This is a genomic window from Serratia sp. CY33802 (assembly GCF_052169095.1).
GTDB lineage: Bacteria > Pseudomonadota > Gammaproteobacteria > Enterobacterales > Enterobacteriaceae > Serratia > Serratia bockelmannii.
The window spans coordinates 26,554-52,243 of sequence record NZ_JBJNLL010000009.1 but is presented as its reverse complement, the minus strand read 5'-3'; the positions used below and the strand labels follow the sequence as shown (position 1 = coordinate 52,243).

Genomic DNA, 25,690 nt, shown 5'->3' with positions numbered 1-25,690 from the left:
CGGGCCCGGCTGACATTACAGCGGCATGTAGATATCGAAACGGTGGCTTTTGGTCAGCGTGGCGGCGTGCGCCGGCACGTCGGCCAGCGGCGGCGCGTAGTCCGGGCGTTTCACCACCACGCGCTTGGTCGCCAGGCGGCGCGCCGGCTCCAGCAGGCCGTCGGCGTCATCGTCGCTGCCCACCAGCGATTGAAACACCCGCATCTCTTTCTTCACCAGCGCGCTTTTTTGCTTGTGCGGGAACATCGGATCGAGATACACCACCTCGGGGCGCGGGCTGAGATCCACCAGCGCCGTCAGGCTGGAGGCGTGCAACAGCGTCAGGCGCTCGCGCAGCCACGGGCCGATTTCCGCATCCTGATAGCCGCGCTGCAGGCCGTCGTCCAGCAACGCCGCCACCACCGGATTGCGCTCCAGCATCCGCACCCGGCAGCCCAGCGCCGCCAGCACGAAGGCGTCGCGCCCCAGCCCCGCGGTAGCGTCCACCACGTCCGGCAGGTAGCTGCCCTTGATGCCGACCGCCTTGGCCACCGCCTCGCCGCGGCCGCCGCCGAAACGGCGCCGGTGCGCCATGGTGCCGGTGACGAAGTCGACATAGATCCCGCCGAGCTTCGGCTCGTCGCGCTTACGCAGCTCCAGCCGTTCCGGCGTCAGTACCAGCGCCATCGGCGCATCGTCGTCGGACACCAGCCGCCAGCGCTGCGCCAAAACAGACAAGGCGCCGGGATCGGCGCCTGCTTCACACAATAAACACACGCTCACGTGTCGGGTTATCCTTTAATGCCGTAATGGCGCAGCATAGCATCCAGCTGCGGCTCGCGGCCACGGAAGCGTTTGAACAGCGTCATCGGCTCTTCCGACCCGCCGCGCGACAGGATGTTGTCGAGGAAGGATTTGCCGGTTTCGGCGTTGAAAATCCCCTCTTCTTCGAAGCGCGAGTAGGCGTCGGCCGACAGCACTTCCGCCCACAGATAGCTGTAGTAACCCGCCGCGTAGCCGCCGGCGAAGATGTGGCTGAAGGCGTGCGGGAAGCGGCCCCAGCTCGGCGAAGGCACCACCGCCACCATTTTCTTCACTTCCGCCAGCGTCGGCAGGATCTGCGCGCCTTTTTCCGGGCTGTATTCGAAGTGCATGCGGAAATCGAACAGGCCGAACTCGAGCTGGCGCAGGATGAACAGCGCCGCCTGGTAATTCTTGGCCGCCAGCAGCTTGTCGAGCATGGCCTTCGGCAGCGGCTCGCCGCTCTGGTAGTGGCCCGAGATAAACGCCAGCGCTTCCGGCTCCCAGCACCAGTTTTCCATAAACTGGCTCGGCAGCTCGACCGCATCCCACGGCACCCCGTTGATGCCGGAGACGCCGGCGGTATCGATCTGCGTCAGCATGTGATGCAGACCGTGGCCGAACTCGTGGAACAGCGTAGTCACTTCGTTATGGGTGAACAGCGCCGGCTGGTCGCCCAGCGGACGGTTGAAGTTGCAGGTCAGGTAAGCGACCGGTTTTTGCAGCGTGCCGTCGGCCTTGCGCAGGCTGCCGACGCAGTCGTCCATCCAGGCGCCGCCGCGTTTGTTCTCGCGGGCGTACAGATCGAGGTAGAAGCTGCCGCGCAGCTCGCCGTCGGCGTCGAACAGATCGAAGAAGCGCACGTCCGGATGCCAGGTTTCCACGTCTTTACGCTCTTTGGCGGTGATGCCGTAGATGCGTTTCACCACTTCGAACAGCCCTTCCACCACACGCTGTTCCGGGAAGTACGGGCGCAGCTGCTCGTCGCTGATGGAGAACAGGTGCTGCTTCTGTTTTTCGCCGTAGTAGGTGATGTCCCAGGCGTCGAGCTCGTCCACGCCATAGTGCTGTTTGGCGAAGGCGCGCAGCTGTGCCAGCTCCTGCTCGGCCTGCGGGCGGGCGCGCTTGGCCAGATCGCTCAGGAAGCCGATCACCTGCTCCGGGCTTTCCGCCATCTTGGTCGCCAGCGACTTGTCGGCGTAGGTGTCAAAGCCCAGCAGCTGAGCCAGCTCATGTCGCAGCGCCAGCGTTTCCGCCATCACTTCGCTGTTGTCCCATTTGCCGGCGTTCGGCCCCTGATCGGAGGCGCGGGTGGCGAAGGCGCGGTACATCTCTTCACGCAGCGCGCGGTTGTCGGCGTAGGTCAGCACCGGCAGGTAGCTCGGCATGTCCAGCGTCAGCAGCCAGCCGTCCTGCTCTTTGGCCTGCGCCATCGCCTGTGCCTGCGCCAGGGCGCTCTCCGGCAGGCCGCTCAGCTCGGCTTCGTCGGTAATCAGTTTGCTCCAGCCCATGGTGGCGTCGAGCACGTTGTTGCTGTAGGTGGAGCCCAGCTCGGACAGGCGTGCGACGATCTCGCCGTAGCGCTGCTGTTTGTCCGCCGACAGGCCGATGCCCGACAGCTCGAAGTCGCGCAGCGCGTTGTCCACCGCCTTGCGCTGCGGCACGCTCAGCGTCTCGAACGCCGCGCCCTCTTTGAGGCTGCGGTAGGCCTGGTACAGCCCTTCGTGCTGGCCAACCCAGGTGCCGTACTCGGACAGCAAGGGCAGCGCCTGCTCATAGGCGGCACGCAGCTCCGGGCTGTTTTTCACCGAGTTCAGGTGCCCGATCGGCGACCAGATGCGCGACAGGCGATCGTCCGACTCCGCCAACGGCTGACACAGATTGTCCCAGGTGAACGGCCCCGGCTGCGCGACCACGCGCTCTACCGCTGCGCGGCAGTCCGCCAGCGCGGATTGCACCGCAGGCACGATATCTTCAGGGCGGATCGCCGAGAACGGCGGCAGGGAAAACGGGGTCAGCAACGGATTTGTCATAGGGCAGTCCTGGTTAGCGTTGGGGCCCGCCACGGGGGCGAGCCTTAAAATGCGTATGAATCTCTAACATGGAGCCAGGCAACAGGAAAATCAATGCCCGGCGTTGATCGTTCGTGCCTTAAACGGCGCATTGGCGAATGCGGGCGGCCAGCGCCGCCAGCTGTTCGTCGTCGGCGCGCGCCGCGTCGTGGGAGGAGATATAGCCTTCGTAACGTGCGAAAAACTTCGGCGAGGTCGATTCGATCGGCCGCCACTGTTCCAGCGACGCGGTGCCGTGCAGCGGGATCAGTTTGGCGTGCACATGGTCAACGCCGTAGCCCTCGAACACCATGCCGCAGCGGCCGACGTCGTCGAACGCGCGATCCAGCTGCTTTGCCACCCGCTTGGTCGCCAGCATCAACGCGCTCAGCACCTCGTCCGGCAGGTCAAAGGCGTAGCTCGGGTGGTGCGCCTTGGGGATCACCACGCTGAAGCCGTCGGTGTTGGGAAAGATGGACAGGAACGCCAGATGGTCGTCGTCTTCCCAGATTTTATGGCACGGCGCCTTGCCCGCCACGATGTCGCAAAAAATGCAGCTCATCCTTTCTCCTTGTGATTCACAGCGTTTCAACCCATTCGAACTCTTCGAACACCAGCCACATGTCCGGCGCAAAGCTCCCCTCGCGGGTAAAGAATGCCTGATGCCCCTGGCGCCAAAACGCCAGGCTTTTGTCGCCTTCGCCCTCTTTGGCCGCCATCTCGGCGGTCACCTGGTCGTAGCGCACCAGGCGCAGCGCCAGGGTTCTGATCACGCAGGCCGGTTCGCCGCGGCCATCGAGAACGATGCTGTAATCGCCGATCCGCGGGGTTTGTTCCCGACGATAGCTCGCATAGGAACTGCAGGTGGCGGTTTTATCCCCGCTCAGCACCAATCCCAGCAGTTCGTCGGCTAACGCCGGGCCGTCGCCGAACGCCCAGCGCGCCGCGTCGGGGTAATTCGCCAAAATCGCCTGTTTGCTCATCGTCCTGTCCCTTTCTGTTAACGTCTGCGGCAACGGAGTCCGGTTTTTCCCGGCCAGACAGTTTATACTGTGCAGATTATAAGCCTTATTGCATTGAATGCTCCGTCTGCGGAGCACAAGGAACCGCCACCCGTCATGTTAAGTTATCGCCACAGTTTCCACGCCGGCAACCACGCCGACGTGCTCAAACACACCGTTCAGAGCCTGATCATCGAGTCGCTGAAGGAAAAAGAGAAGCCGTTCCTGTACCTGGATACCCACTCGGGCGCGGGCCGTTATCAGCTCAGCGGCGAACACGCCGAGCGCACCGGCGAATACCTGGAAGGCATCGGCTTGCTGTGGCAACGCGACGATCTGCCGGAAGAGCTGGCGGCCTACATGAGCGTGGTGCACAACTTCAACCGTTCCGGCACGCTGCGCTACTATCCCGGTTCGCCGCTGATCGCCCGCCAGCTGCTGCGCCCGCAGGACAAAATCCACCTGACCGAGCTGCACCCGAGCGACTACCCGCTGCTGCGCAGCGAGTTCCAGAAAGACGAACGCGCCAAAGTGCAGCGCGCCGACGGCTATCAGCAGCTGAAATCCCAGCTGCCGCCCCTGTCGCGCCGCGGCCTGATCCTGATGGACCCGCCGTATGAAATGAAGACCGATTACCAGGACGTGGTCAAAGGCATTCAGGAAGGCTACAAGCGTTTCGCCACCGGCACCTATGCGCTGTGGTACCCGGTGGTGATGCGCCAGCAGATCAAACGTATGCTGCGCGATCTGGAAGCCACCGGCATTCGCCGCATCCTGCAGATCGAGCTGGCGGTGAAACCCGACAGCGATCAGCGCGGTATGACCGCCTCCGGCATGATCGTCATCAACCCGCCGTGGAAGCTGGAACAGCAGATGAAAAACGTGCTGCCGTGGCTGCACAAGGTGCTGGTGCCGTCGGGCATCGGTCACCATCTGGTGAACTGGGTGGTACCGGAATAATCCCCATCAGGGCGCGGTTTGCCGCGCCCTGCGTCCACCTATCGCAGCCATCGACGCAATCTTTGCGACAAACCCCGGTCAGGCGTTAAACTCTTACCCTCTTCAAATTCACAACTCATGGAAATCCCAGATGACGAAACATTACGATTATCTAGCAATTGGCGGCGGCAGCGGCGGTATCGCATCGATCAACCGGGCAGCCATGTATGGCCAAAAGTGTGCGCTGATTGAAGCCAAAGAGCTGGGCGGCACCTGTGTAAACGTGGGTTGTGTACCGAAAAAAGTCATGTGGCACGCGGCGCAGATCGCCGAGGCCATCCATCAGTACGGCCCGGACTACGGCTTCGACACCACCGTCAACGCCTTCGACTGGAAGAAGCTGGTCGCCAACCGCACCGCCTATATCGACCGCATTCACAACTCCTACGATAACGTGCTGGGCAAGAACAAGGTCGACGTGATCAAAGGCTTCGCGCGCTTCGTGGATGCGCACACCGTGGAGGTGAACGGCGAGACCATCACCGCCGACCACATCCTGATCGCCACCGGCGGCCGCCCGAGCCATCCGGCTATTCCGGGTGCGGAATACGGCATCGACTCCGACGGCTTCTTTGAGCTGGACGCCATGCCGAAACGCGTCGCCGTAGTCGGCGCCGGCTATATCGCCGTGGAGATCGCCGGCGTGCTGAACGCGCTCGGCGCGGAAACGCACCTGTTCGTGCGCAAGCACGCGCCGCTGCGCAGCTTCGATCCGATGATCGTCGAAACCCTGGTGGAAGTAATGAACACCGAGGGGCCGAGCCTGCACACCGAATCGGTGCCGAAAGCGATCGTCAAGAACGCCGACGGCAGCCTGACGCTGCAGCTGGAAAACGGCAAAGCATTCACCGTCGACTGCCTGATTTGGGCCATCGGCCGCGAACCGGCGACCGACAACCTGAACCTCGGCGTCACCGGGGTGAAAACCAACGAGCAAGGCTACATTGACGTCGATAAGTTCCAGAACACCAACGTCAAAGGCATCTACGCGGTGGGCGACAACACCGGCGCGGTAGAGCTGACCCCGGTCGCCGTGGCCGCCGGCCGCCGCCTGTCCGAGCGCCTGTTCAACAACAAGCCGGACGAGCACCTGGATTACAGCAACATCGCCACCGTGGTATTCAGCCACCCGCCGATCGGCACCGTCGGCCTGACCGAGCCGGAAGCCATCGAGAAATTCGGCGCGGACAACGTGAAGGTGTACAAATCCTCCTTCACCGCCATGTACAGCGCCGTGACGCAGCACCGCCAGCCGTGCCGCATGAAGCTGGTGTGCGCGGGTAAAGAAGAGAAGATCGTCGGCCTGCACGGCATCGGCTTCGGCATGGATGAAATCCTGCAGGGCTTCGCGGTGGCAGTGAAGATGGGCGCCACCAAGAAGGACTTCGACAACACCGTGGCGATCCACCCGACCGCGGCGGAAGAGTTCGTCACCATGCGCTGAGGCGCAACCTCGCCGGGTTTCGGCGCGTAACAGGCCAGGCGCGAAAGCGTCTGGCTTTTTTATTTCTCTCGCTCGCCTCACCGCGCCTGGCGGTAATGATCGCGAAGAAACACCGGCAAATCGTTCGCCGGCGAGGCGAAGGGTACTTGATAGAGCATATCGCCGACAAAACCGCGATGATAGGTAGCGTGGTTGACGACATGCAGCACGATTTCCTGGCGCGTCATCCGGCCTTCCCCCCCGCCGACGAACTCGAAATGTACCACCTGCGCCAGCGCCTCGGGTGACCAGTTGTCCACCTGTTCGATATACCAGCGGTCCATTTCCTCCACCGCACACCGCAAGTCGTCAAGCGCAGGCGTTTGCTCGGTGTTGCGCGCGAGGTAGCCATGTTTTCGACCTTGCAGATGGTGCCTGAAGATATCGTCCACCACGTACACATGATTTAAGGTATGCACCATATTGCCAAAACGGGTCGGCCGCTGCCGTAAGGCTTCACCGGCCGGCAAGGACATCACGGTGTCAAAGGTCAGCGCATTCGCCCACGCTTTGTAACGTACCAGCATTTTCAACGTTTCGGTGACCGTCGTCGGCTGCGTAATATCAGCTTCGACAGGGGTATCGTTTGGTGGCATCGCAGACATACTGTTCACTCCTTATCATCGGATGAAAATCGATATTCCGTTCAGCCGCACACAGTGCGGCGACGCTTTCTACGCCGGGCCAATCCCTTGCAGCCGCCCTTCGACCTGAGTGCGCGTATTGCCGCCCACCCAAATCCGGCCGCTCTCGTCGTGGGTGATATGCACGCGCCCGTTGCGCCCACGGCAGCGGCCCTGGGCGGCGATATAGCCACCGCTGACCACGCCGCTTGCGAACAACCACTGGGCCAGCGAGGCATTGAGGCTGCCGGTGACCGGATCTTCGACGATAGCGCCAAGATGATCGCTCAAAAAGGCGCGAACTTCGAAGGCTGCGTCACCATCGGCATGTGGGCCGACGACGCCAATGTCCACTCTGCGCGGCCAGCTTCTCGCCGGCGTCAGGGAAAGCACCCGCTCGGCGCTGGCCAGCCGGATCCCCAGCCACCCCGGACCGTTATCGATCCAGGCGGCATCGAGCGCCTCCTCAGGCGCGATACCTAAAAACTGCAGCGCGTCGGCCAACGTCTCTTCTGAGGGCGCCCCGGAGCGAATCAACGGCGGCGCGGCAAAACACAGCCGTCCTGCCTCGCGGCGAATGCTCACCAAGCCCGCCCCGCATTCCTGGATGATCTCCGCCCTATTGCGCGGCATCCCCTCCGCAGTGAGCCAGGCATGACAACTGCCCAGCGTCGGGTGTCCGGCAAACGGCATTTCACGATCCAGGGTGAATATCCGCACCCGGTAATCCGCCTGGGGGTGCGTCGGCGGCAGCAAAAAGGCCGTCTCCGACAGGTTGAACCAACGCGTCAAACACTGCATGTCTTCCGTCGACAACGCTCCGGCGCCCGTGATCACCGCCAACGGATTGCCGGCAAGCGGCCCGGCGCCAAAGACATCCACCATCTGCATGCCAAAAACCATCGCTTCTCTCCTCAGGTTAACGCCGGGCGTTCATTACCCCCGCGATATCAACAGCTCCAGGCCCGCCAAAGCGAACAGCAGCGCAAGCGTTCCTTCAATCCAGCGCCTCACCCGGGTGTAAAACGCGATCATCGGCGCCGTTGAGAACAGCAGGGCATACCCCCCGAAAATCGTCACGCCGAGCAGCGCGCAACCGCCAATAATTGCCGGTAAAACCTGCTCAGGCGCGCCTTGCCGCAATCCCAGCGACATGATCGCCATCCAGGACATGATGGCCTTGGGATTGCCGAGGTGCATCAGCACGCCCTGCCGATAAAGCGCCCGATAAGGCCGCGCATCGCGCCCTGCGGCCATGCCCGGCGCCGCGGCGGACGTCCGTAACGCGGACTTTCCAGCGCGCAGCGCCAGATACAGCATATACACGCCGCCAACGATTTTGATGGTCCACAGCGCCTGCGCATACGTGGCCAACACGGCGGAAAGGCCGGTCGCGGCCAACATCGCCCAGCACAGCGATCCGGTCATCACGCCGGCGGCCAGCACCAATGCGGGCCTGCGGCCGTCACGCATCGCCACGCCCATGATCGCCATGTTGCTGGGGCCGGGGCTGGCGGTAGCGAGGAGATAGGCGCCGTAAACCAATGCAAGCTGACTGACCATCATGGAAAAACTCCGCTGGCCCGCCTTACGGCCGAGCCGTTGTTGAAAACGCCGGGACTCCTCACCAACATAGTATGTGTTACACTTTTCGCCTATTTAAATAGTGTCACGTGACACTATATTCTTTCTCCGGAGAGCGACCATGCGGCTTCAATCCCCCTGGCAACCCCGCCTGGCCAACGTGGAAGCCACTACCGTCGAACGGCTGGTGCTGGCGTTGGCTGACGACATTATCGAGGGCAAGCTGCAAGGAGGCGATCGTTTGCCAGCACACCGCCCCCTCGCCTGGCAATTGGCGATCGGTCTGGGCACGGTGACCAAAGCCTACGCCATCCTGGAACGACGCGGGCTGGTCCGCAGCGTGAAGGGGCGCGGGATGTTCGTGGCGATCCGCCGCGCCCGTGAAGAACGTGAAATCGATCTCTCGTCCAATGCGCCGCCGGCGATGCTGACTGACCGTTTGCTGGCACGCACGCTGGCCGGCATCGCACGGAAAATGGATGCAGATCATCTGAACCTCTATTCCCCTCCGACCGGGCACTTGGAACATCGGCGTCTGTTGGCCCGCTGGCTGGAAAACGCCGGCGTCACGATCGAACCGTCGCACCTGGCGCTGACCAGCAATGCCCGTCAGGCGATTTCGTTGGCATTTGACCTGGCCTGCGGGCCACGCGGGACGATACTGACCGAGAGGCTGACCTACCCCGGCGCGATCGCGCTGGCCCGACGTAAAGGCCATCGCCTGATCGGCGTGGAGATCGATGCGCAAGGCATGGTGCCGCAGGCGCTGGCGAGCGCGCTCGAGCGTGTCTCCTCCGGCCATATTGCGGTCTATCTGACACCGACGCTGCATAACCCGACGACCGCCACCATGAGCGCCGAGCGCAGGCGGGCTATCGTCGAGATATGCCGGCAGGCGAATGTCTGGATCATCGAGGATGGCGTGTATGCCCTAGGGCATTCAGCAGTGCCTGCGCTCGCGACGTTGGCACCCGAGCGGGTGTTCCATGTCAATGGCCTGTCGAAAACGCTCGGCCCGGGGTTGCGGATCGGTATGCTGACTCTACCGCCCGACATGCAAACCGCGGCGGAAGAAGCCTTGCAAGATATTCCCTTCGCACCTTCGCCACTGTCTTGCGCCGTGGTGGGGGAGTGGTTGTCCAGCGGCGCGATCGAGGTGATACCGCAAGCGTTGCGCCATGAGGCTCAGCGAAGAGTGCATCTGGCTACCTCGATATTCGATGCCGACGAATGCGTATCGCATCCCGACGCTTACCATGTCTGGCTGCCGATGCCGCGCGAAACCGCCGAGTCTGTGGCCGCCGCCGCCGCGTTGGCGGGCGTTAAAGTCACGCCGCCGGCCGCGGTCATGGTCAATGACGGCAAAAGTGAATCGGGTATTCGCCTGTGCCTGGGTTCCCCCTCACTGGACGAGCTAACGGCAGGCCTGACGCAGCTGGCCCAGCTGTTGAAAGCACATCGGAACGGCTGACAAACGGAAGGGAAAGGTTACGCGCACGGGCCGACCGACCCAGACCTGTTCTTTTTGTGCGGTTTACTATTCCCTTCGCACCCGCCTGCTTTTTCTGCCATTATTCTGCCTGATAAATTAGCGGGACTGATACAACCTCCCCGCGCCTCTGGAGAACACCGATGCTGTTCAAACTATGCAAAGCCCTTGCGATAGCCTGCGTGGCCCTGATTATCGCCCAGAGCAGCGCCCTCAGCTTTACCCTGGAAGTGGCGGGCAAGATCGACAACGTGACCGACCCGGTCAACAAAAGCTATCTGTTCACCGATAAACAACTGTTGGCGATGCCGGTGCGCAGCATCACCACCTCCACGTCCTGGACGCCGCAGAGAAAATTCGAAGGGATTTCGGTGGCCGATATCCTGGAGCGCGTCGGCGCCAAGGGCGAGACGCTGACCTTCTACGCGCTGAACGATTATTACATCGACGTGCCGCTGTCCGACGTCACGAAATACAACATGATCCTGGCCTACAAGATGGACGGGGAAATGCTGAAGCTCAGAAACTTCGGCCCGCTGTTCCTGGTGTACCCGCGTGACGCCGCCGGGCCTGAACTGAACTCGCCGTTGTACAATTCACGCTTTATCTGGCAAGTCGACAGGATCGTGATCAAATGAAGCTGACGACCTTTAAGAACGGCAGCAGGCTGGCGATCCCGGCCATCTTTGCCGCGCTGTTTTTAGTGGCTTCGACCGTCACGCTCTATTACTACAGCGCCACCCTGTCGAAGAAAGGGCTGTATGCCATCGCCGGCACGCAGGAGAACTACTCCTGGTCGATCGCCAAGTTCTCCATCAAGCTGGCGGAGTTCGACACGCTGGTCGAACAGCAAAGTCACGCGCCGCAGGTGGACAACGACAACCTGCGGCTGCGGTTCGAAATCCTCTATTCGCGTTTTTACGTGCTGGAAACCGTCTCCGAATCGACCCAGCCGCTGTACGCCGAGCCGGGCTACCCGGAAGTGGTCAAACAGATGCGCCTGCAGATGGATCGCATCGATAAGCTGCTGGACAGCCCGAAAATCGACTTCGACCAGGTTTTCGCGGCCATGAAGGCCATCAAGCCTTACTCCATCGAAATGGCCAACCTGACCGACCATGCCGAGGTGAAGCAGCGCACCGCCGCCTATGAGGACTACATCGAGAAGCGGCACATTATTTTCTATGGGCTGGTGATCGTCATGTTCTCGGTGATCGCGCTGATCGCCATCACCCTGATCGTGTTCCGCCAGCAGCGGCTGACCATTCGCCAACAGGCCAAGGCGATTGAGGCGGAGAAAGCGACGCGCACCAAAAACGCCTTCCTCGGCGCTATTGGCCACGAGCTGCGCACCTCATTGCAGAGCGTGATGTCGGCCATCGACGTGCTGGTGAATACCCGTGTGTCGGCAGAGCATGCGGACACCTTCCAGCGGCTGGAGACCGCCGCGCAGCAAATCGAAAGCCAGATGAAAGATCTGACCGACTACGCGCACCTCGACAGCGGCATGATGGAATTGCGCATCGTACCGTTCGACGCGCAGAAGCTGATCGCGGAGACCGCCAACGAAATCGCCACCCTGACCCGCAAAGAACAGGTCAAACTCAGCTGTGAAGTGGAATGCAGCCACCTGCTGGTGCACTCCGATCCGCTGCGCATCCGGCAGATTATCGTCAACCTGCTGACCAACGCCTACAAGTACACCGAAAGCGGCAGCATTACGCTGCACAGCTGCCTGCGCCGCCAACCGGGCGGCAGTTCGTTGATTATCGAAGTGACTGACACCGGCATCGGTATCGAAAAAGACCAGCTCGATCAGATCTTCAAGCCCTTTACCCAGTTGGATCAGTCGCATACCAAGCAGTACGCCGGCGTGGGGATGGGGTTGGCGATCGTGCACGGCCTGGTGACGTTGCTTAACGGCACCATCACGGTGTACAGCGAAATCAAGAAGGGCAGCACCTTTATCGTCAGCATTCCGGTGCAGATCAGTGAAGACGAACGTGCCGACGAGCCCGCCGCCGCCAATGCCTCTCTGCAGCATAAGCCGCAGCAGGTTCTGGTGGTGGATGACAACAAGTCGGTGGGTGACGCCTTTGCGGCGCTGCTGGACAAGCTGGGTTACCAGCACGAACTGTGCGACTCGCCGGAACGCGCACTGCAGAAGCTGCTCAGACGTCCTTACGATGCGCTGTTGCTGGATTTGCAGATGCCGGGCATCGACGGCGCTGCTCTGGCCAGGCAGCTGCGCAACCGTCGCGGCCCCAACCGCCATGTGCCGATCATCGGCATCAGCGCCTACACGCCGGAGCAGTTAACGGCGGATCAGCGCGCCCTGTTCGATAACTACCTGATGAAGCCGGTTCGACTGGATGCGCTGTCGAGCGCGCTGGCCGAGGTGTTCCCCGCTAAAGATTAAAACAGCGTTGCAGTGCGGCTTCGATCACATGGAGCCGCACCGGTTTTTCATAAGGGCCGAGCACGTCGTACTCGCGCATCGCCTGAGCGATTTCCGATTCGCGTCGGTCGGTGCCCAGTTCACCGGTCAGCACCAGTACCGGCGCGTCCGGATTGTCGGAGGCGCGGATGGTAGCGATACAGCGATCCGCCGTTTCCTCACCGATCAACCAGTCCACCACGTAACCGTCGAACAGGCTTTGCTGCAACGCCTGACAGAAACTGTCGACGTCGTAAAACGCCACCGCGTTGAACCCGCAGCCACCCAGATACTTGGCCAGTTCATCGGCCGCCTGATGCGAATCGTCCAATACCGCGATGCTCAGCCGCTCGTCGTCGCCGAAGCCGGGCCGGATTTCGATCAGATCGACGCCGTAACGCGGGCCTGCCGGCGCCTCATCGGTGCGATAGATATGCCACTGCCCTTCCACGCGCAGCGCCACAAATTCCGCCGGCCGCCCGGCAGGAAGCTCGTCGCCGATGTGCCCGACGCAAGGTATCGCCACCCCCGCCACGACAAAGATGGCATCGCGCGCCATGTTTGGCTCGGGAGTCTCGTGTTCGGCGCTCAAATCGGCGATCGCCGCCGGCGTTTCTCCGAGCGCGGCCGCGACGCTGTTGATCTGTTCCAGCGTCCAGGGGCTTTGCCCTTTCAGTTTGCGGTGCGCATGTGAAAAACTCAGATCCAAGATGCGGCTGAGCTCGCGGGCATGCTGACGTTTTCCAATCCCGTAATGTAAAAACAGCTCCCTGACCCGATTGGCAATCGACTGTGAATCGAATTTTTGGTGATTGTTATCCATTTGTTCCTTCGATTTTTTTTACTGATTTATCAGTCGTTTTGATTATTTCCGCTGAAAAAGCCACATCTAAAACTAGCATCTGATGCAATTATGCGTTAAAAACGTTGCTTGACATACCATGTTGCATCGTCAAACATGGTATCAAAAGAGACATACAGCAATACACTATAAAAAATAACACCAGCACGTTTTTTAATAATAACCATAGTAACACCAGGGAAAATTTGTTCCGTTGCCGCTACTGAGACGATGATCACATCGCTCGGACTGCACAAGCAAAACGGGGCTTGAGCCTTTAGCGCTAATCTGTTTTACCCACTTTTGAGCCGGGATCCGTCAGGGTCCCGGTTTTTTATTGCCCTGGCGCCGCGCCATCATACGGACTCACCCCGCAGCCGCAAATAAAAACGGAGCCGGCATGCCGGCTCCGTTGTCATTGTGATGACCGTTGAAGGTCAGAAGCGCCAGGTGAAGCCGGCGTTGACGCTGTTGTCCTGATGGTTTTGCGACAGCAGTCCGCCGTAGCCCAGCGACAGCGTGGCATTCTCGTTCACCGCCACTTCCGCCCCTGCCTTCAACACCATGCCGTCACGCGACACCGGCACGCTGTCCACCACGAACGGCGCGTTGCCGCCGTTGAACCGCAGCCCGGTGCCACGGCCCAGCCCACCGTACTGGTGCTGCCACCCCAGCTCGCTGCGCAGCGCCACCGTCGTGCCCGGGGTCACCTGCCACGCGGTGTCTGCACGCAGCCCCAGCGTCGACACCGTCGCGTCGGTATGCTGCTTGTCGCCGCGCAGTGCCGCCGCGCCGCCGCTTTCCGCGATGCCGTTGTTTTCGAAGTTCACGTACGCCAGGTTGACGAACGGCTCCAGGTTCAGCCACTCGCCCTGCACGCCGTAGCCCGCTTCCGCGAACAGCTGCTCGGTGCGCGCGCTGTACTTCGCCGTGTCACGGTCCGACTGCATCCCGTAGTTCACCGTCCGCTTGGTGTCGATGCGGTGCCAGGTGTAGCCCGCCCCGCCGCGCAGCGCCAGCGCCCCGAACTGCTTGTCGCCGTACGCCGCCAGGTGGTAGTTGTCGCTGTCCGCCTTCGACCCGTAACCGCCGTGCAGCGAGGTGCGGGTGTAGCCGGTCGCCACCCCCAGTCGCCCGTCGCCCGCAACCGCCGAGTCCAGCCCCACCAGCACCCCGTAGGTCGAGGCCTGATAGCCGGTGGCGTTGGCGTCGCCCGACGCGTGGTCCCACGCCCCCAGCAGCTGCGCCCAGGCGCCGTCCTCGTCCGCCTTGATGGCCGACGAGCTCGCCAGCCCTTCCGCCTGACGCAGACGACCGTTCAGCGCCTCACGCAGGTAGCGGCTGTCGTTCACCAGCGCCGAGGCGATATCCGCATGGATTTGCCCCGACAGCTGACGGAACGCCTGCCGCGCTTCGCCCGCCGTGCCGCTGTTGAGCAGGCTCTCGTACACCGGGTTGCCCGCCGCCAGCGCATCCGCCGCCGCCGCCACCGCCCGCTCGTTCGAGGTCTGCGCCACGCTGGCGAAGCTCGTGCCGTTGCGCCCGACGCTCAGCGTCACCCCGGCCGGCTGGTAGCTCAGCCCGGTACCGAGGAACAGGTAGTTCGGCGCCACCGCGTCAAACTGCCCGCTCACCCCCTGCTGCGCGCTCAGGATGGTGTACTGCTGGCCCAGCAGGCTGCGCACCTCGCTTTGCGTCAGCAGGTTGGCACTGTTCTCCAGCGTCACCGCCACCTCACCGCCGCCGATCGTCGCCGCTCCGCTGCTCTGGATCCGATCGCTCTGGCCGTTCGGCCCCACTTCCACCGCGTAGCGCGAGCCCGTTTCGAAGCTGACGTTACCCGCCACGTTCAGGGTGCCGATCGAGTTGCCCGGCGCCACGGTGCCGCCATGGCGGGCGGTCAGCGAACCGACTGTGCCGCTGCCGCCGACGATGCCGCCGCTCTGCACGCTGACGGCCGAGGTGACCGAGCCGTTGATCGCCAGCCGACCCTGATTGACCAGCGTCGGGCCGGCATAGGTGTTGGCACCGGTCAGTTCCAGGGTTCCCGCGCCCTCTTTGGTCAGGCCGCCGTGACCGGAAATGTTGTTGGAGTAGATTTCCCATCCACAGTGGACATCATCACATTTCCTGGCGTGTAGCGTGCCGGCATCCACCTCGGCGCCCATCCCCGGAATATTGGCGACAAACTGGGTCGGGCCGTAGGCCACGCCCGTCGGATCCGGGATGCGGAACTCCGCAGGAATATCTTCGACGGTATAGAACATGCCCGGGCCGTTGATGGCCTTGCCCAGGTTGATCATCCCCCAGCCGTAGAGCGCGTCGATGCCCGGCGCACCCATGTCGGTGGCGGTGGTTTTCAGCACGTCGGCAATCTGCGCCGAGCTCATGTACGGGAAGCGCTGCAGCAACACCGCCACCGCGCCGGTCACGTGCGGCGTCGCCATCGAGGTGCCGTTTTTATTGCCGTAGTCCGACACCAGGTTGGCCGGATCGGAACCGTTGGCCACGGTGCTGTAGATTTTGCTGCCCGGCGACGAGACGCAGAAGCTGGCGGTATAGCCGCAGCGGGAAGAGAAGCTGCTGATAGTATAAGGCACGCTGTTGGTCGATGCCGCATCCTGCGCCACGCTGGCGACCGACAGCCAGTTCGGCGCGATGTCCGGCACGAAGTAGGCCAGCCCGCTGATCACATCCGGCTGGTTGTAGTTGCCGTCGTTGCCGGCGGCGAACAGCACCAGAATGTTTTTGCGCGCCGCATCGATCGCGCCCTGATAGCCTGCGCCGGCCAGGCTGCCGAGCAGCGGTTTGACCTGATCGAATTGTTCCTGCGCATCCTTCAGCTCAAAGTGCAGCGCGTTAGGATCGCGGCCGCCGTCGGACAGGAAATCGGGAATACTGACGCCCCAGCTGTTGTTGATCACCCGTGCACCGCTGTTGATCATCGCCTGCCAGCCGGCATTGGTGACGGCGCCGTCCAGGCCGAGGAATTCGCCGTAGGCCGGGCCGTCGTTATCGTTATCGACGCTAATCACCTGCGAATCGAAGGCCACGCCGTGCATGCCGATGCCGTCGCGGTTCGCCGCGCTGATCCCCGCGACGTGCACCCCGTGATTGCTCAGCATGCCCTGCGAACCGCTGTAGAAGTGGAAGGTGCCGTCGAAGTAAAAACGATCGCCGGCGTTAATCCCCGGCCGGTGTGGATCGGTATAGGCGCGGTAGCCCTCGGTGACGACGTTGATCAGTTTGCCGTCACCGGCGAACTCGGGATGACGGTTGACCGGAGTGTCGAAAATGCCCACCTTCTGCCCTTTGCCGGTGTAGCCGGCGGCGTAGGCCTCATCGGCGTGGATCGCCCCCAGCCCCCAGTTGGCGTTGAATTCGGCGCTGCGCCAGCTGGCCGGATCGCCGGGTTGGCCGTTCACCTCGTGCGGCGCCGCCTGTGCATACCCCGCCAGCGCCATGCAGCAGACCAACGCGTTCAGCCGCCACGGCGAGCGGCGAGCGTTTCCTTTGCTATCAAAACCCATTGTTGTTGTCATTTCCTTACCTTTTGCTTGTTATTGGCCGACGCCCCAGGTGCGCCGGGTTCTCATTAGCAGGATGTGAAAAAGGAACCGCCCGCAGACGGTTCCCGTACAAGGATTGAGTCGATGTTGCTTAGAAGCGCCAGGTGAAACCGGCGTTGACGCTGTTGTCCTGATGGTTTTGCGACAGCAGTCCGCCGTAGCCCAGCGACAGCGTGGCGTTCTCGTTCACCGCCACTTCCGCCCCTGCCTTCAACACCATGCCGTCACGCGACACCGGCACGCTGTCCACCACGAACGGCGCATTGCCGCCGTTGAACCGCAGCCCGGTGCCACGGTCCAGACCGCCGTACTGGTGCTGCCACCCCAGCTCGCTGCGCAGCGCCACCGTCGTGCCCGGGCTCACCTGCCACGCGGTGTCTGCACGCAGCCCCAGCGTCGACACCGTCGCGTCGGTATGCTGCTTGTCGCCGCGCAATGCCGCCGCGCCGCCGCTTTCCGCGATGCCGTTGTTCTCGAAGTTCACGTACGCCAGGTTCACGAACGGCTCCAGGTTCAGCCACTCGCCCTGCACGTTGTAGCCCGCTTCCGCGAACAGCTGCTCGGTGCGCGCGCTGTACTTCGCCGTGTCACGGTCCGACTGCATTCCGTAGTTCACCGACCGCTTGGTGTCGATGCGGTGCCAGGTGTAGCCCGCCCCGCCACGCAGCGCCAGCGCCCCGAACTGCTTGTCGCCGTACGCCGCCAGGTGGTAGTTGTCGCTGTCCGCCTTCGACCCGTAGCCGCCGTGCAGCGAGGTACGGGTGTAGCCGGTCGCCACCCCCAGCCGCCCGTCGCCCGCGACCGCCGAGTCCAGCCCGACCAGCACCCCGTAGGTCGAGGCCTGGTAACCCGTGGCGTTGGCGTCGCCCGACGCGTGGTCCCACGCCCCCAGCAGCTGCGCCCAGGCACCGCCCTCGTCCGCCTTGATGGCCGACGAACTCGCCAGCCCTTCCGCCTGACGCAGACGCCCGTTCAGCGCCTCACGCAGGTAGCGGCTGTCGTTCACCAGCGCCGAGGCGATATCCGCATGGATTTGCCCCGACAGCTGACGGAACGCCTGCCGCGCTTCGCCCGCCGTGCCGCTGGTGAGCAGGCTCTCGTACAACGGGTTGCCCGCCGCCAGCGCATCCGCCGCTACCGCCACCGCCCGCTCGTTCGAGGTCTGCGCCACGCTGGCGAAGCTCGTGCCGTTGCGCCCGACGCTCAGCGTCACCCCGGTCGGCTGGTAGCTCAGCCCGGTGCCGAGGAACAGGTAGTTCGGCGCCACCGCGTCAAACTGCCCGCTCACCCCCTGCTGCGCGCTCAAAATGGTGTACTGCTGGCCCAGCAGGCTGCGCACCTCGCTTTGCGTCAGCAGGTTGGGGCTGTTCTCCAGCGTCACCGCCACCTCGCCGCCGCCGATCGTCGCCGATCCGCTGCTCTGGATCCGATCGCTCTGGCCGTTCGGGCCCACTTCCACCGCGTAGCGCGAGCCCGGCTCGAAGCTGACGTTGCCCGCCACGTTCAGGGTGCCGATCGAGTTGCCCGGCGCCACGGTGCCGCCATCACGGGCGGTCAGCGAACCGACCGTGCCACTGCCGCCGACAATACCGCCGCTCTGCACGCTGACGGCCGAGGTGACCGAACCGTTGACAGCCAGCCGCCCCTGATTGACCAGCGTCGGGCCGGCATAGGTGTTGTTACCGGTCAGCACCAGGGTGCCGATGCCCTGCTTGGTCAGGCCGCCGTGGCCGGAGATGTCGTTGCTCCAGAAGTCCAGGCCGCAAAGATCGCTGCTGCAGACGCGCTCGGTCGGTTTACCCTTGTCCAGCACCGCGCCGACGCCCGGCAGATCGACCACGAACTGGGTCGGGCCGTAGGCCACGCCCGCCGGATCCGGAATACGGAACTCTTCGGGAATATCCTCAGCGGTCACCAACATGCCCGGGCCGTTGATGGCTTTGCCCAGGTTGATCATCCCCCAGCCGTAGAGCGCGTCGATGCCCGGCGCGCCCATGTCGGTGGCGGTGGTTTTCAGCACTTCCGCCACCTGCGCGCCATTCAGATACGGGAAACGCTCCATCAGCACCGCAACGCTGCCGGCCACGTGCGGCGCCGCCATCGAGGTGCCGCTTTTATTGGCATAGCCGGTCGTCAGGTCGTCCACACCGGTGCCCGCGATCACCGAGCTGTACACCCGGGTACCCGGTGCCGAGACGCACAAACTGGCGGTATAGCCGCAACGGGAAGAGAAGGTGCTGATGCTGTAATCACCGCTATTGGTGGGATCCTGCAGGCTGGCGACCGACAGCCAGTTCGGCGCGATGTCCGGCACGAAATAGGCCAGGCCGGCCATGGCATCCGGGTTGTTGAGGTTACCGTCGTTGCCGGCGGCGAAGATGGTGACCACGCCGCTGCGCGCCGCGTCGATCGCGCCCTGATAGGCGCCACCGGGCTTGGTGCCCAGGATCGTTTTGATCTGATCGAACTGCTTTTGCGCATCGTTCACCGTGAAGTGCGGATAAGCCGGGTCATACCCGCCTTCATCGAATTTCTCGGTGATGCCGATGCCCCAACTGTTATTGATGATGCGCGCGCCGCTGGCCACCAGCGCCTCCCAGCCGGCCTGGTAAACCGCGCCGTCGTTACCGAGCACAATGCCGTCCTCCGGGCCGGGGTCGCCGTTTTCTGCGCTGATGATCTGCGCGTTGAATGCCACCCCATGCATGGCGCCACCGTCGCGGCTGCCGGCGGCGATGCCGCCCACGTGGGTGCCGTGCGAGCCTAATTTGCCGCTGGAGTCGGTGCTTGGCGTACCGTCATAGCGGAAGTCATCGCCTTTTTTCACTGGAATATAGGGATCGGTGTATTCGCGAGTGCCATGGGTAACCAGATTGATCACCTTATCTGGGCCGGAAAATTCGGGGTGCTTGGCGTAGACTGGCTGATCGAAAATACCGAGTTTGATGCCTTTTCCGGTATAACCGGCGGCGTAGGCTTGGTCGGCGTGGATCGCTCCCAGCCCCCATTCCGCGTTGAACTCACTGCTGCGCCAACTGGCCGGATCGCCCGCTTTGCCGTTCTCTATATAGCTGGAGGCCTGCGCCCCGCCGATCGCCGTCAGGCAGATCAGCATCGCGCTCCATTGTGCGCGATGAACTCCGATTTCAGGCCAGCCGAAGGCCGCCCGAGCGGATTTGACTCCTCTAAGTTTCTTCTCCATCCCAGATACCGTCCGTTGTTGTTTGCAAATGTTTTATAAGATTTTTTGTGTAACAGTTTGGTAACACCAAATAAATAAAGCACAACAATCTCAAGTGCGCTTAATGTGTCACTCGGCAGTTCGGCGGGGGGAGAGAACGTTTCAGGGGTGAATCAGGCCAACGCCAATAAGAAATGGCAATGACGTTTGCCGGTAGCGAAGCGGCGATAACAAGTGAGAGGGAAAACCTTAATACGCTGATAAATAAAAATATAAACAAAGATCGAATGAAGGAGATGGCCGCCTGAAAAGTGCTTAACAGGCGTCTTTTATCACTTTTAATTATAAATTTTGCCAATATTCACTCAGTGAATTATGCTGGTTTTTCACTCGGTCATCGGCAAAAATTGGATTATCCTGCTGATGTTTTTTTGCGGTTCGTCGCGTCCTCTTCCGCCTGACGCAGGATGGCTTTGGCCATCCATTGCGTGACGTCCTGAATGCCCTCAAGTTCCAGCCCCCAGATATCTTTCAACACCAGGAATACCTCCGAGCCGTAAATCAGCGAGAAAGCATGAATCACTCTCTGTAGAGAATCCGGCGGCAGTTTGCCCTGCAACGGTTCTACCGCCAGCGCCAACAGACGCTTGCGGTTGCCGCGCACGAATTTTTCGCCCGGCGTGGCGTGCGCCCACTGCTGCAAAGAGAGCTGCAGTGCCGCACGCAATGCTCCCTCGTGCCGTTCCATCTGAGGATAGGCGAAGGTCAGCAACTGCTGGATACGCTTCAGGGCATCGTCGTCCTGCGGGCGCCATTCCAGAATAGGCCCCAGGCTTTCCGCCACCACGGCGCTAATCAGCGCACTCTGGGTCGGAAAATAACGGTAGGCGGTCGCGCGCGATACCTGGGCATGCGCCGCCAGCTCGGTGATCGAAGGAAACGCCCCTTCGTCATACAACGCCATCGCGCTGGCCAGCAACAAACGGTAGGTTTTTGCCCGTGTGGAAGTCAGTGAAGGATCGAACGGGGTGGGAAAAGCATTTATCGGCACTTAAACCTCATACATCTGCACACGCTTGCGCAACAGAGGATGCGCCTCTGTCGACTGACTGCCGGCAAAGCGCCGGCCACGTTGAAAAGCTCAAAAATGAGACAGGAGTCCCATTTTGCACTGAGCTGCCCTTGCAAAAATGATACTGCCGTCTCATTATGTAAATACATTAATCAATTTAATTTAAATGCCAACACCAGGGCACCCTAAAAAATATAATAAAATGATTTTTAAATAAAAATTAGAAACACCCCAGGAAGACACATGAAAGAAACTTCAAATTTTGTCTATATTGCTACCACAGCAGATACGAAAGGACAAGAGTTGGAGTATGTACGGCGGCTAATCGCTGCCCTGAATTTACCCACGCGAACCGTCGATCTTTCCACTCGTCGCTTGCCGTTTGACTCCCCGGCCGATATCGGTCCAGAGGACGTTGCTCGCCACCATCCGGCAGGCGCCGGTGCGGTCTTTTGCGCCAGTCGCGGCCAGGCGATCGCCGCTATGGCGACCGCTTTCGAACGTTTTATCCTGACGCGCCGCGATATCGCCGCCTTGCTGGGTCTGGGCGGCTCCGGCGGCACCGCCATCATCACGCCGGCCATGCAGCAGCTGCCGATTGGCCTGCCGAAAATAATGGTCTCAAGCATGGCGGCAGGAGACGTTTCCGCCTATGTCGGCGCCAGCGATATCAACATGCTGTATTCGGTCACCGATCTCGCCGGTCTTAACCGCATCTCGCGACAGGTGCTAGGCAACGCGGCACGCCAGATAGCCGGCGCAGTGCACTTCGCCGCCGTCGACTATCACGACAACAAACCCGCGATCGGCCTGACGACGTTTGGCGTCACCACGCCCTGCGTTCAGGCGTTGGTGGCCGAACTGGGAACACAATGGGATTGTCTGACGTTTCATGCGACTGGCAGTGGCGGCAGGTCGTTGGAAAAACTGATCGATAACCGCCAACTGCACGGCGCCATCGATTTGACCACCACCGAAATGGCCGATTACCTGTTTGGCGGTGTGCTGCCCTGCAATATGGATCGTTTCGGTGCCATCGCGCGTACCGGCATCCCGTGCGTGCTCTCCTGTGGCGCGATAGACATGATCAACTTCGGCGCGCCGAATACGGTGCCGGCTCGCTATGCCAACCGTCTGCGTCACCATCACAACCCGCAAGTGACGCTGGTGCGTACCAGCGCGCGGGAGAATGCGTTAATGGGGCGTTGGATGGGCGAAAAAATCAACGCCTGCGCGGGCGAAGTGCGTTTCGTTATCCCGACAGGCGGCGTATCGGCTTTGGATGCGCCCGGGCAACCGTTCTGGGATCCGGCGGCGCTGGCCGCCTTTACGCAGGCGCTGGAAGAAACGGTGCACGCCACCGACAAACGCCGGTTGATAAAAACGCCTTATCATATTAACGACCCGTGCTTTGCGCAGGCCGTTGCCGAACATTTCCAGCACATTGTCGGCGGAGAATGATTATCACTCACGACAAAGTCTGCCGGCGATAACGCCACATAGAAAAAGGGCCAGACAAATAGCCTGGCCCTTTTTTACTCACCGCGAGCGGATATTACTGACCGGAGGACATCTGCTCCTTCATTTTATTCATGTGGTCCATCATCTTTTGCTCGCGTTTCTGATAATTCTCATTGTATTGTTTTTTCTGCTCAGGCGTCAGCAGGTTATACATTTTATTTTCCGCTTTGGCGCGTTCCAGCATGCGTTCGGATTGTGCTTTGCCGATCGCGTCAATTTGCGCCTTCACCTTCGCTTCGTCAAAGCTGTCGGAAGCGACCAGATTGTGCAGCGCCTGGCGTTCTTCTTTCATGCCCGGCCCGCGCTTCTGGTGCGACTCTTTCATGATATCGCGCATCTGCTGGCGCTGCTGCTCGGTCAGGTTCAACCCGGCGAACGGGCCGCCTTTACCTTCACCCTTGTGATGCATCATTTTCATCGGCGCCGCATCCGCCGCCGGGGCAGCCACCGTATCGGCGGCGAACGCCGCGGAAGCAGAACCCAGAGCCAGCGTGGAAGCAATAAATAAAGCCGTCAATTTACGCATAATCATTTCCTTAAAAATTTTTCTTCATCAGGAGCGCTGTACGTTAACAGGCTCATTCGTCGTCGGAGATAATAATAGGCTGATAAAATTCAAGTAATGCGAGGGTGTGTAAACTTTTTAAAACCCGTCTCGGATTTATTCACCAATTATGAGAAAACTATGAAGATGGCGTTTATTTGATGGAAATTTTAATTTCTCGGCAAAAATCCCCCCGGTGGAGTTATTTTTCCGCTTTCCCCTCACCGCTATAATTTACTCGCCAGCACGGCAATCTTGCCTCAACCGTTTTCCGATAGCAGGGGGAAGTCAGTACAAGCATCACAGGATCCGATGTTCTCCTACACTTTAAGGCAAGCGGCCGCCGGGCGACGTTTACACCGCAAAACTAATCATTGCTTATATAATAGTTTCCATCACCCGTCCCGCCTGCAAAAACCTGTTATATGATGCACAGATGCGTACGGCGATCGCTTTCGGGCCAACAGGCTGCCCGGAGCTGCGCCGACCGGCCGCCCGTGCTCTTTTGAGGAATCATCATGCCCGCAGACCAAGGCCCTGAGCTTCTTAACGCCCACTTCGGCACCCAAAGCCCCCACTGGCGGCTGGCGTTTGACAGCAATGCCCTGGAGCTGTCCGCCGTTAAGGGCAAAGCCCACGTCGCGGTGGCACTCAGCGCCATGGACGCGGCGAAAATTCGCCGTCTGAGCGGCGTAACCGCCAGCCTTGAGCTGACCATTACGCTGGCCGGCGAACCGCTGCATCTGCATCTGGTCGGGCGCCGCGTCAACAACCTCGAATGGGCGGGCACCGCTTCCGCCTTCAGCGACACCCCATCCGTGGCGCGCGATCTGGTGCACGGCCTCTCCTTTGCCGAGCAGGTGGTGTCCGAAGCCAACTCGGTGATCGTGATCGTCGATCAGCACGGCCGCATTCAGCGTTTCAACCGGCTGAGCGAGGAGTACACCGGGCTGCACGAACACGAGGTGATCGGCAAAAACGTTTTCCAGCTGTTTATGAGCCCGGAAGAAGCCGCCGCCTCGCGGCGCAACATCGCCGGCTTCTTCCGCAACGGATCGTCTTATGAGGTGGAGCGTTGGGTAAAGACGGTCAAGGGCGAACGGCTGTTTCTGTTCCGCAATAAGTTCGTGCACAGCGGCAGCGGCAAGAACGAGGTGTTTTTGATCTGCTCCGGCACCGACATCACCGAAGAACGCCGTGCGCAGGAACGGCTGCGGGTGCTGGCCAACACCGATCTTATCACCGGCCTGCCTAACCGTAACGCCATCCAGGATAAGATCAACCACGCCATCGCTACGCGCAACGAAGAGAGCTTCGGCCTGGTGTACCTCGATCTCGACAACTTCAAAAAGGTCAACGACGCCTACGGCCATATGTTCGGCGATCGGCTGCTGGTCGAAGTCGCGCTGGCGATCCTCGGCTGCCTGAGCCCGGATCAGGTGCTCGCCCGCCTCGGCGGCGACGAATTTCTGGTGCTGGCGCCGCAAACCGATCGCGAGCGCCTGCAAACGCTGGCGCAGCGCATTATCGACAGGCTGAAAACCCCTTTCCGCATCGGCCTGATTGAGGTGTATACCGGCTGTTCGATCGGTATCGCGCTGTGCCCGGAGCACGGCAACGATCTCGACAGCCTGATCCGCAGCGCCGATACCGCCATGTACGTCGCCAAGGAGCACGGCAAACGCACCTATACCGTCTTCTCGCCGGAGATGAACAAACGCGTCGCCGAATACATGTGGCTGGACACCAATCTGCGTAAAGGGCTGGAGCAAAATCAGCTGGTGTTGTATTACCAGCCTAAAATCGACGCGCGCAGCGGCGAAGTGCACAGTGTGGAAGCGCTGGTGCGCTGGGATTCGCCGGAGCGCGGCCTGATCCCGCCGCTGCAGTTCATCTCCTACGCCGAGGAGTCCGGCCTGATTGGCCCGCTGGGCCAATGGGTGCTGCAGACCGCCGCCAGCCAGGCAGCGCAGTGGCAAGAACAGGGATTGAACCTGCGGGTAGCGGTCAACCTCTCCGCCCGGCAGTTGGCCGACGACGGCATCGTCAACGACCTGCTCGGGGTGCTGCGCCACCATCGCATGGCCCCCTGTCTGCTGGACTTCGAGCTGACAGAAAGCAGTCTGATTGAAGACGAGAACCGCGCGCGCGCGCTGATCACTCGGCTACGCGAACTGGGCGCGCAGGTGCATCTCGACGACTTCGGCACCGGCTATTCGTCGCTGGCGCAGCTGGCGCGTATTCCTCTGGACGCCATCAAGCTGGATAAAAGCTTCGTGCGCGGGGTGAATTTCAATCCGGTATCGCAATCGCTGGTACGCGCGATCGTCGCAGCGGCGGAGGCGCTGGCCTTCCGGGTGATCGCCGAAGGGGTGGAAACCGAGAGCGAAAATCAGTTCCTCGACGAAGTTGGCGTGGACGAAAAGCAGGGCTTTCTGTTTGCGCGGCCAATGCTCCCGGAACAGCTGGAGCATTGGCTGCAGTCCTATCGCCCGCGCTCACCTTCCGCGTGAGG

19 protein-coding genes are annotated in these 25,690 nt (G+C 61.4%); 7 read left to right on the top strand and 12 right to left on the bottom strand.

Going from position 1 to position 25,690, the window contains the following annotated elements:
• Nucleotides 1–15: 15 nt before the first annotated feature.
• From rsmJ to ACJ8HA_RS21120, 4 genes are all read right to left on the bottom strand, one after another.
• On the bottom strand, nucleotides 16–762 hold the full coding sequence (gene rsmJ, locus ACJ8HA_RS21135; protein WP_173889072.1) for a 16S rRNA (guanine(1516)-N(2))-methyltransferase RsmJ: 747 nt from the start codon (nucleotides 760–762) through the stop codon (nucleotides 16–18).
• A gap of 8 nt (nucleotides 763–770) precedes the next feature.
• A complete protein-coding gene (gene prlC, locus ACJ8HA_RS21130; RefSeq protein ID WP_025304614.1) occupies nucleotides 771–2,813 on the bottom strand; it encodes an oligopeptidase A in 2,043 nt (680 codons plus the stop codon).
• Between the two features lie 118 nt (nucleotides 2,814–2,931).
• Nucleotides 2,932–3,393 (bottom strand): HIT family protein, encoded by a 462-nt coding sequence (locus ACJ8HA_RS21125; RefSeq protein ID WP_025304615.1) that lies wholly within the window; start codon nucleotides 3,391–3,393, stop codon nucleotides 2,932–2,934.
• A 16-nt stretch (nucleotides 3,394–3,409) separates the two neighbouring features.
• Nucleotides 3,410–3,814, bottom strand: a complete 405-nt coding sequence (locus ACJ8HA_RS21120; RefSeq protein WP_049209147.1) for an ASCH domain-containing protein — start codon at nucleotides 3,812–3,814, stop codon at nucleotides 3,410–3,412.
• A gap of 135 nt (nucleotides 3,815–3,949) precedes the next feature.
• On the opposite strand from ACJ8HA_RS21120, the gene ACJ8HA_RS21115 reads away from it, so the two are divergent.
• Entirely contained in the window at nucleotides 3,950–4,792 is an 843-nt protein-coding gene (locus ACJ8HA_RS21115) for a 23S rRNA (adenine(2030)-N(6))-methyltransferase RlmJ (RefSeq protein ID WP_004931012.1), read from the top strand.
• A 130-nt stretch (nucleotides 4,793–4,922) separates the two neighbouring features.
• Complete coding sequence (gorA, locus tag ACJ8HA_RS21110) at nucleotides 4,923–6,275, top strand: glutathione-disulfide reductase (protein ID WP_025304617.1); 1,353 nt, start codon at nucleotides 4,923–4,925, stop codon at nucleotides 6,273–6,275.
• A gap of 77 nt (nucleotides 6,276–6,352) precedes the next feature.
• Here gorA and ACJ8HA_RS21105 read toward each other — a convergent pair whose 3' ends face one another.
• The 3 genes from ACJ8HA_RS21105 to ACJ8HA_RS21095 form a co-directional block, all read right to left on the bottom strand.
• Nucleotides 6,353–6,919, bottom strand: coding sequence for a DinB family protein (locus ACJ8HA_RS21105; RefSeq protein ID WP_025304618.1), 567 nt, complete (start codon nucleotides 6,917–6,919; stop codon nucleotides 6,353–6,355).
• 69 nt (nucleotides 6,920–6,988) lie between these two features.
• Nucleotides 6,989–7,840: a PhzF family phenazine biosynthesis protein gene (locus ACJ8HA_RS21100; RefSeq protein ID WP_164100058.1), complete on the bottom strand. Its 852-nt coding sequence runs from the start codon at nucleotides 7,838–7,840 to the stop codon at nucleotides 6,989–6,991.
• Nucleotides 7,841–7,873: 33 nt separating this feature from the next.
• Nucleotides 7,874–8,503 carry a LysE family translocator gene (locus ACJ8HA_RS21095; RefSeq protein ID WP_043139101.1) on the bottom strand — a complete coding sequence of 210 codons (630 nt, stop codon included), beginning with the start codon at nucleotides 8,501–8,503 and terminating at the stop codon, nucleotides 7,874–7,876.
• Between the two features lie 139 nt (nucleotides 8,504–8,642).
• Here ACJ8HA_RS21095 and ACJ8HA_RS21090 point away from each other — a divergent pair, with 139 nt between their 5' ends.
• The 3 genes from ACJ8HA_RS21090 to ACJ8HA_RS21080 all read left to right on the top strand — a co-directional run bounded on the left by ACJ8HA_RS21090 (nucleotide 8,643) and on the right by ACJ8HA_RS21080 (nucleotide 12,429).
• A complete protein-coding gene (locus tag ACJ8HA_RS21090) occupies nucleotides 8,643–9,992 on the top strand; it encodes an aminotransferase-like domain-containing protein (RefSeq protein ID WP_148123817.1) in 1,350 nt (449 codons plus the stop codon).
• 161 nt (nucleotides 9,993–10,153) lie between these two features.
• Complete coding sequence (locus ACJ8HA_RS21085) at nucleotides 10,154–10,648, top strand: molybdopterin-dependent oxidoreductase (protein WP_442515497.1); 495 nt, start codon at nucleotides 10,154–10,156, stop codon at nucleotides 10,646–10,648.
• Entirely contained in the window at nucleotides 10,645–12,429 is a 1,785-nt protein-coding gene (locus ACJ8HA_RS21080; RefSeq protein ID WP_025304623.1) for an ATP-binding response regulator, read from the top strand. The genes ACJ8HA_RS21085 and ACJ8HA_RS21080 overlap by 4 nt, the downstream gene beginning before the upstream one ends.
• On the opposite strand, the gene ACJ8HA_RS21075 is transcribed toward ACJ8HA_RS21080, so the two are convergent.
• The 4 genes from ACJ8HA_RS21075 to ACJ8HA_RS21060 all read right to left on the bottom strand — a co-directional run bounded on the left by ACJ8HA_RS21075 (nucleotide 12,419) and on the right by ACJ8HA_RS21060 (nucleotide 21,089).
• A complete protein-coding gene (locus ACJ8HA_RS21075) occupies nucleotides 12,419–13,270 on the bottom strand; it encodes a helix-turn-helix domain-containing protein (protein ID WP_025304624.1) in 852 nt (283 codons plus the stop codon). The genes ACJ8HA_RS21080 and ACJ8HA_RS21075 overlap by 11 nt on opposite strands.
• Nucleotides 13,271–13,725: 455 nt before the next feature.
• Nucleotides 13,726–16,830: an autotransporter outer membrane beta-barrel domain-containing protein gene (locus ACJ8HA_RS21070; RefSeq protein ID WP_442515496.1), complete on the bottom strand. Its 3,105-nt coding sequence runs from the start codon at nucleotides 16,828–16,830 to the stop codon at nucleotides 13,726–13,728.
• Nucleotides 16,831–16,948: 118 nt separating this feature from the next.
• Nucleotides 16,949–19,972, bottom strand: coding sequence for an autotransporter outer membrane beta-barrel domain-containing protein (locus ACJ8HA_RS21065; RefSeq protein WP_442515495.1), 3,024 nt, complete (start codon nucleotides 19,970–19,972; stop codon nucleotides 16,949–16,951).
• A 478-nt stretch (nucleotides 19,973–20,450) separates the two neighbouring features.
• Complete coding sequence (locus ACJ8HA_RS21060; RefSeq protein ID WP_038630005.1) at nucleotides 20,451–21,089, bottom strand: TetR/AcrR family transcriptional regulator; 639 nt, start codon at nucleotides 21,087–21,089, stop codon at nucleotides 20,451–20,453.
• Between the two features lie 264 nt (nucleotides 21,090–21,353).
• Here ACJ8HA_RS21060 and ACJ8HA_RS21055 point away from each other — a divergent pair, with 264 nt between their 5' ends.
• Entirely contained in the window at nucleotides 21,354–22,571 is a 1,218-nt protein-coding gene (locus ACJ8HA_RS21055) for a Tm-1-like ATP-binding domain-containing protein (RefSeq protein WP_043142954.1), read from the top strand.
• A 94-nt stretch (nucleotides 22,572–22,665) separates the two neighbouring features.
• On the opposite strand, the gene spy is transcribed toward ACJ8HA_RS21055, so the two are convergent.
• Entirely contained in the window at nucleotides 22,666–23,157 is a 492-nt protein-coding gene (gene spy / locus ACJ8HA_RS21050) for an ATP-independent periplasmic protein-refolding chaperone Spy (RefSeq protein WP_442515494.1), read from the bottom strand.
• Nucleotides 23,158–23,693: 536 nt separating this feature from the next.
• On the opposite strand from spy, the gene pdeR reads away from it, so the two are divergent.
• Entirely contained in the window at nucleotides 23,694–25,688 is a 1,995-nt protein-coding gene (gene pdeR / locus ACJ8HA_RS21045) for a cyclic di-GMP phosphodiesterase (protein WP_442515493.1), read from the top strand.
• Nucleotides 25,689–25,690 lie beyond the last annotated feature (2 nt).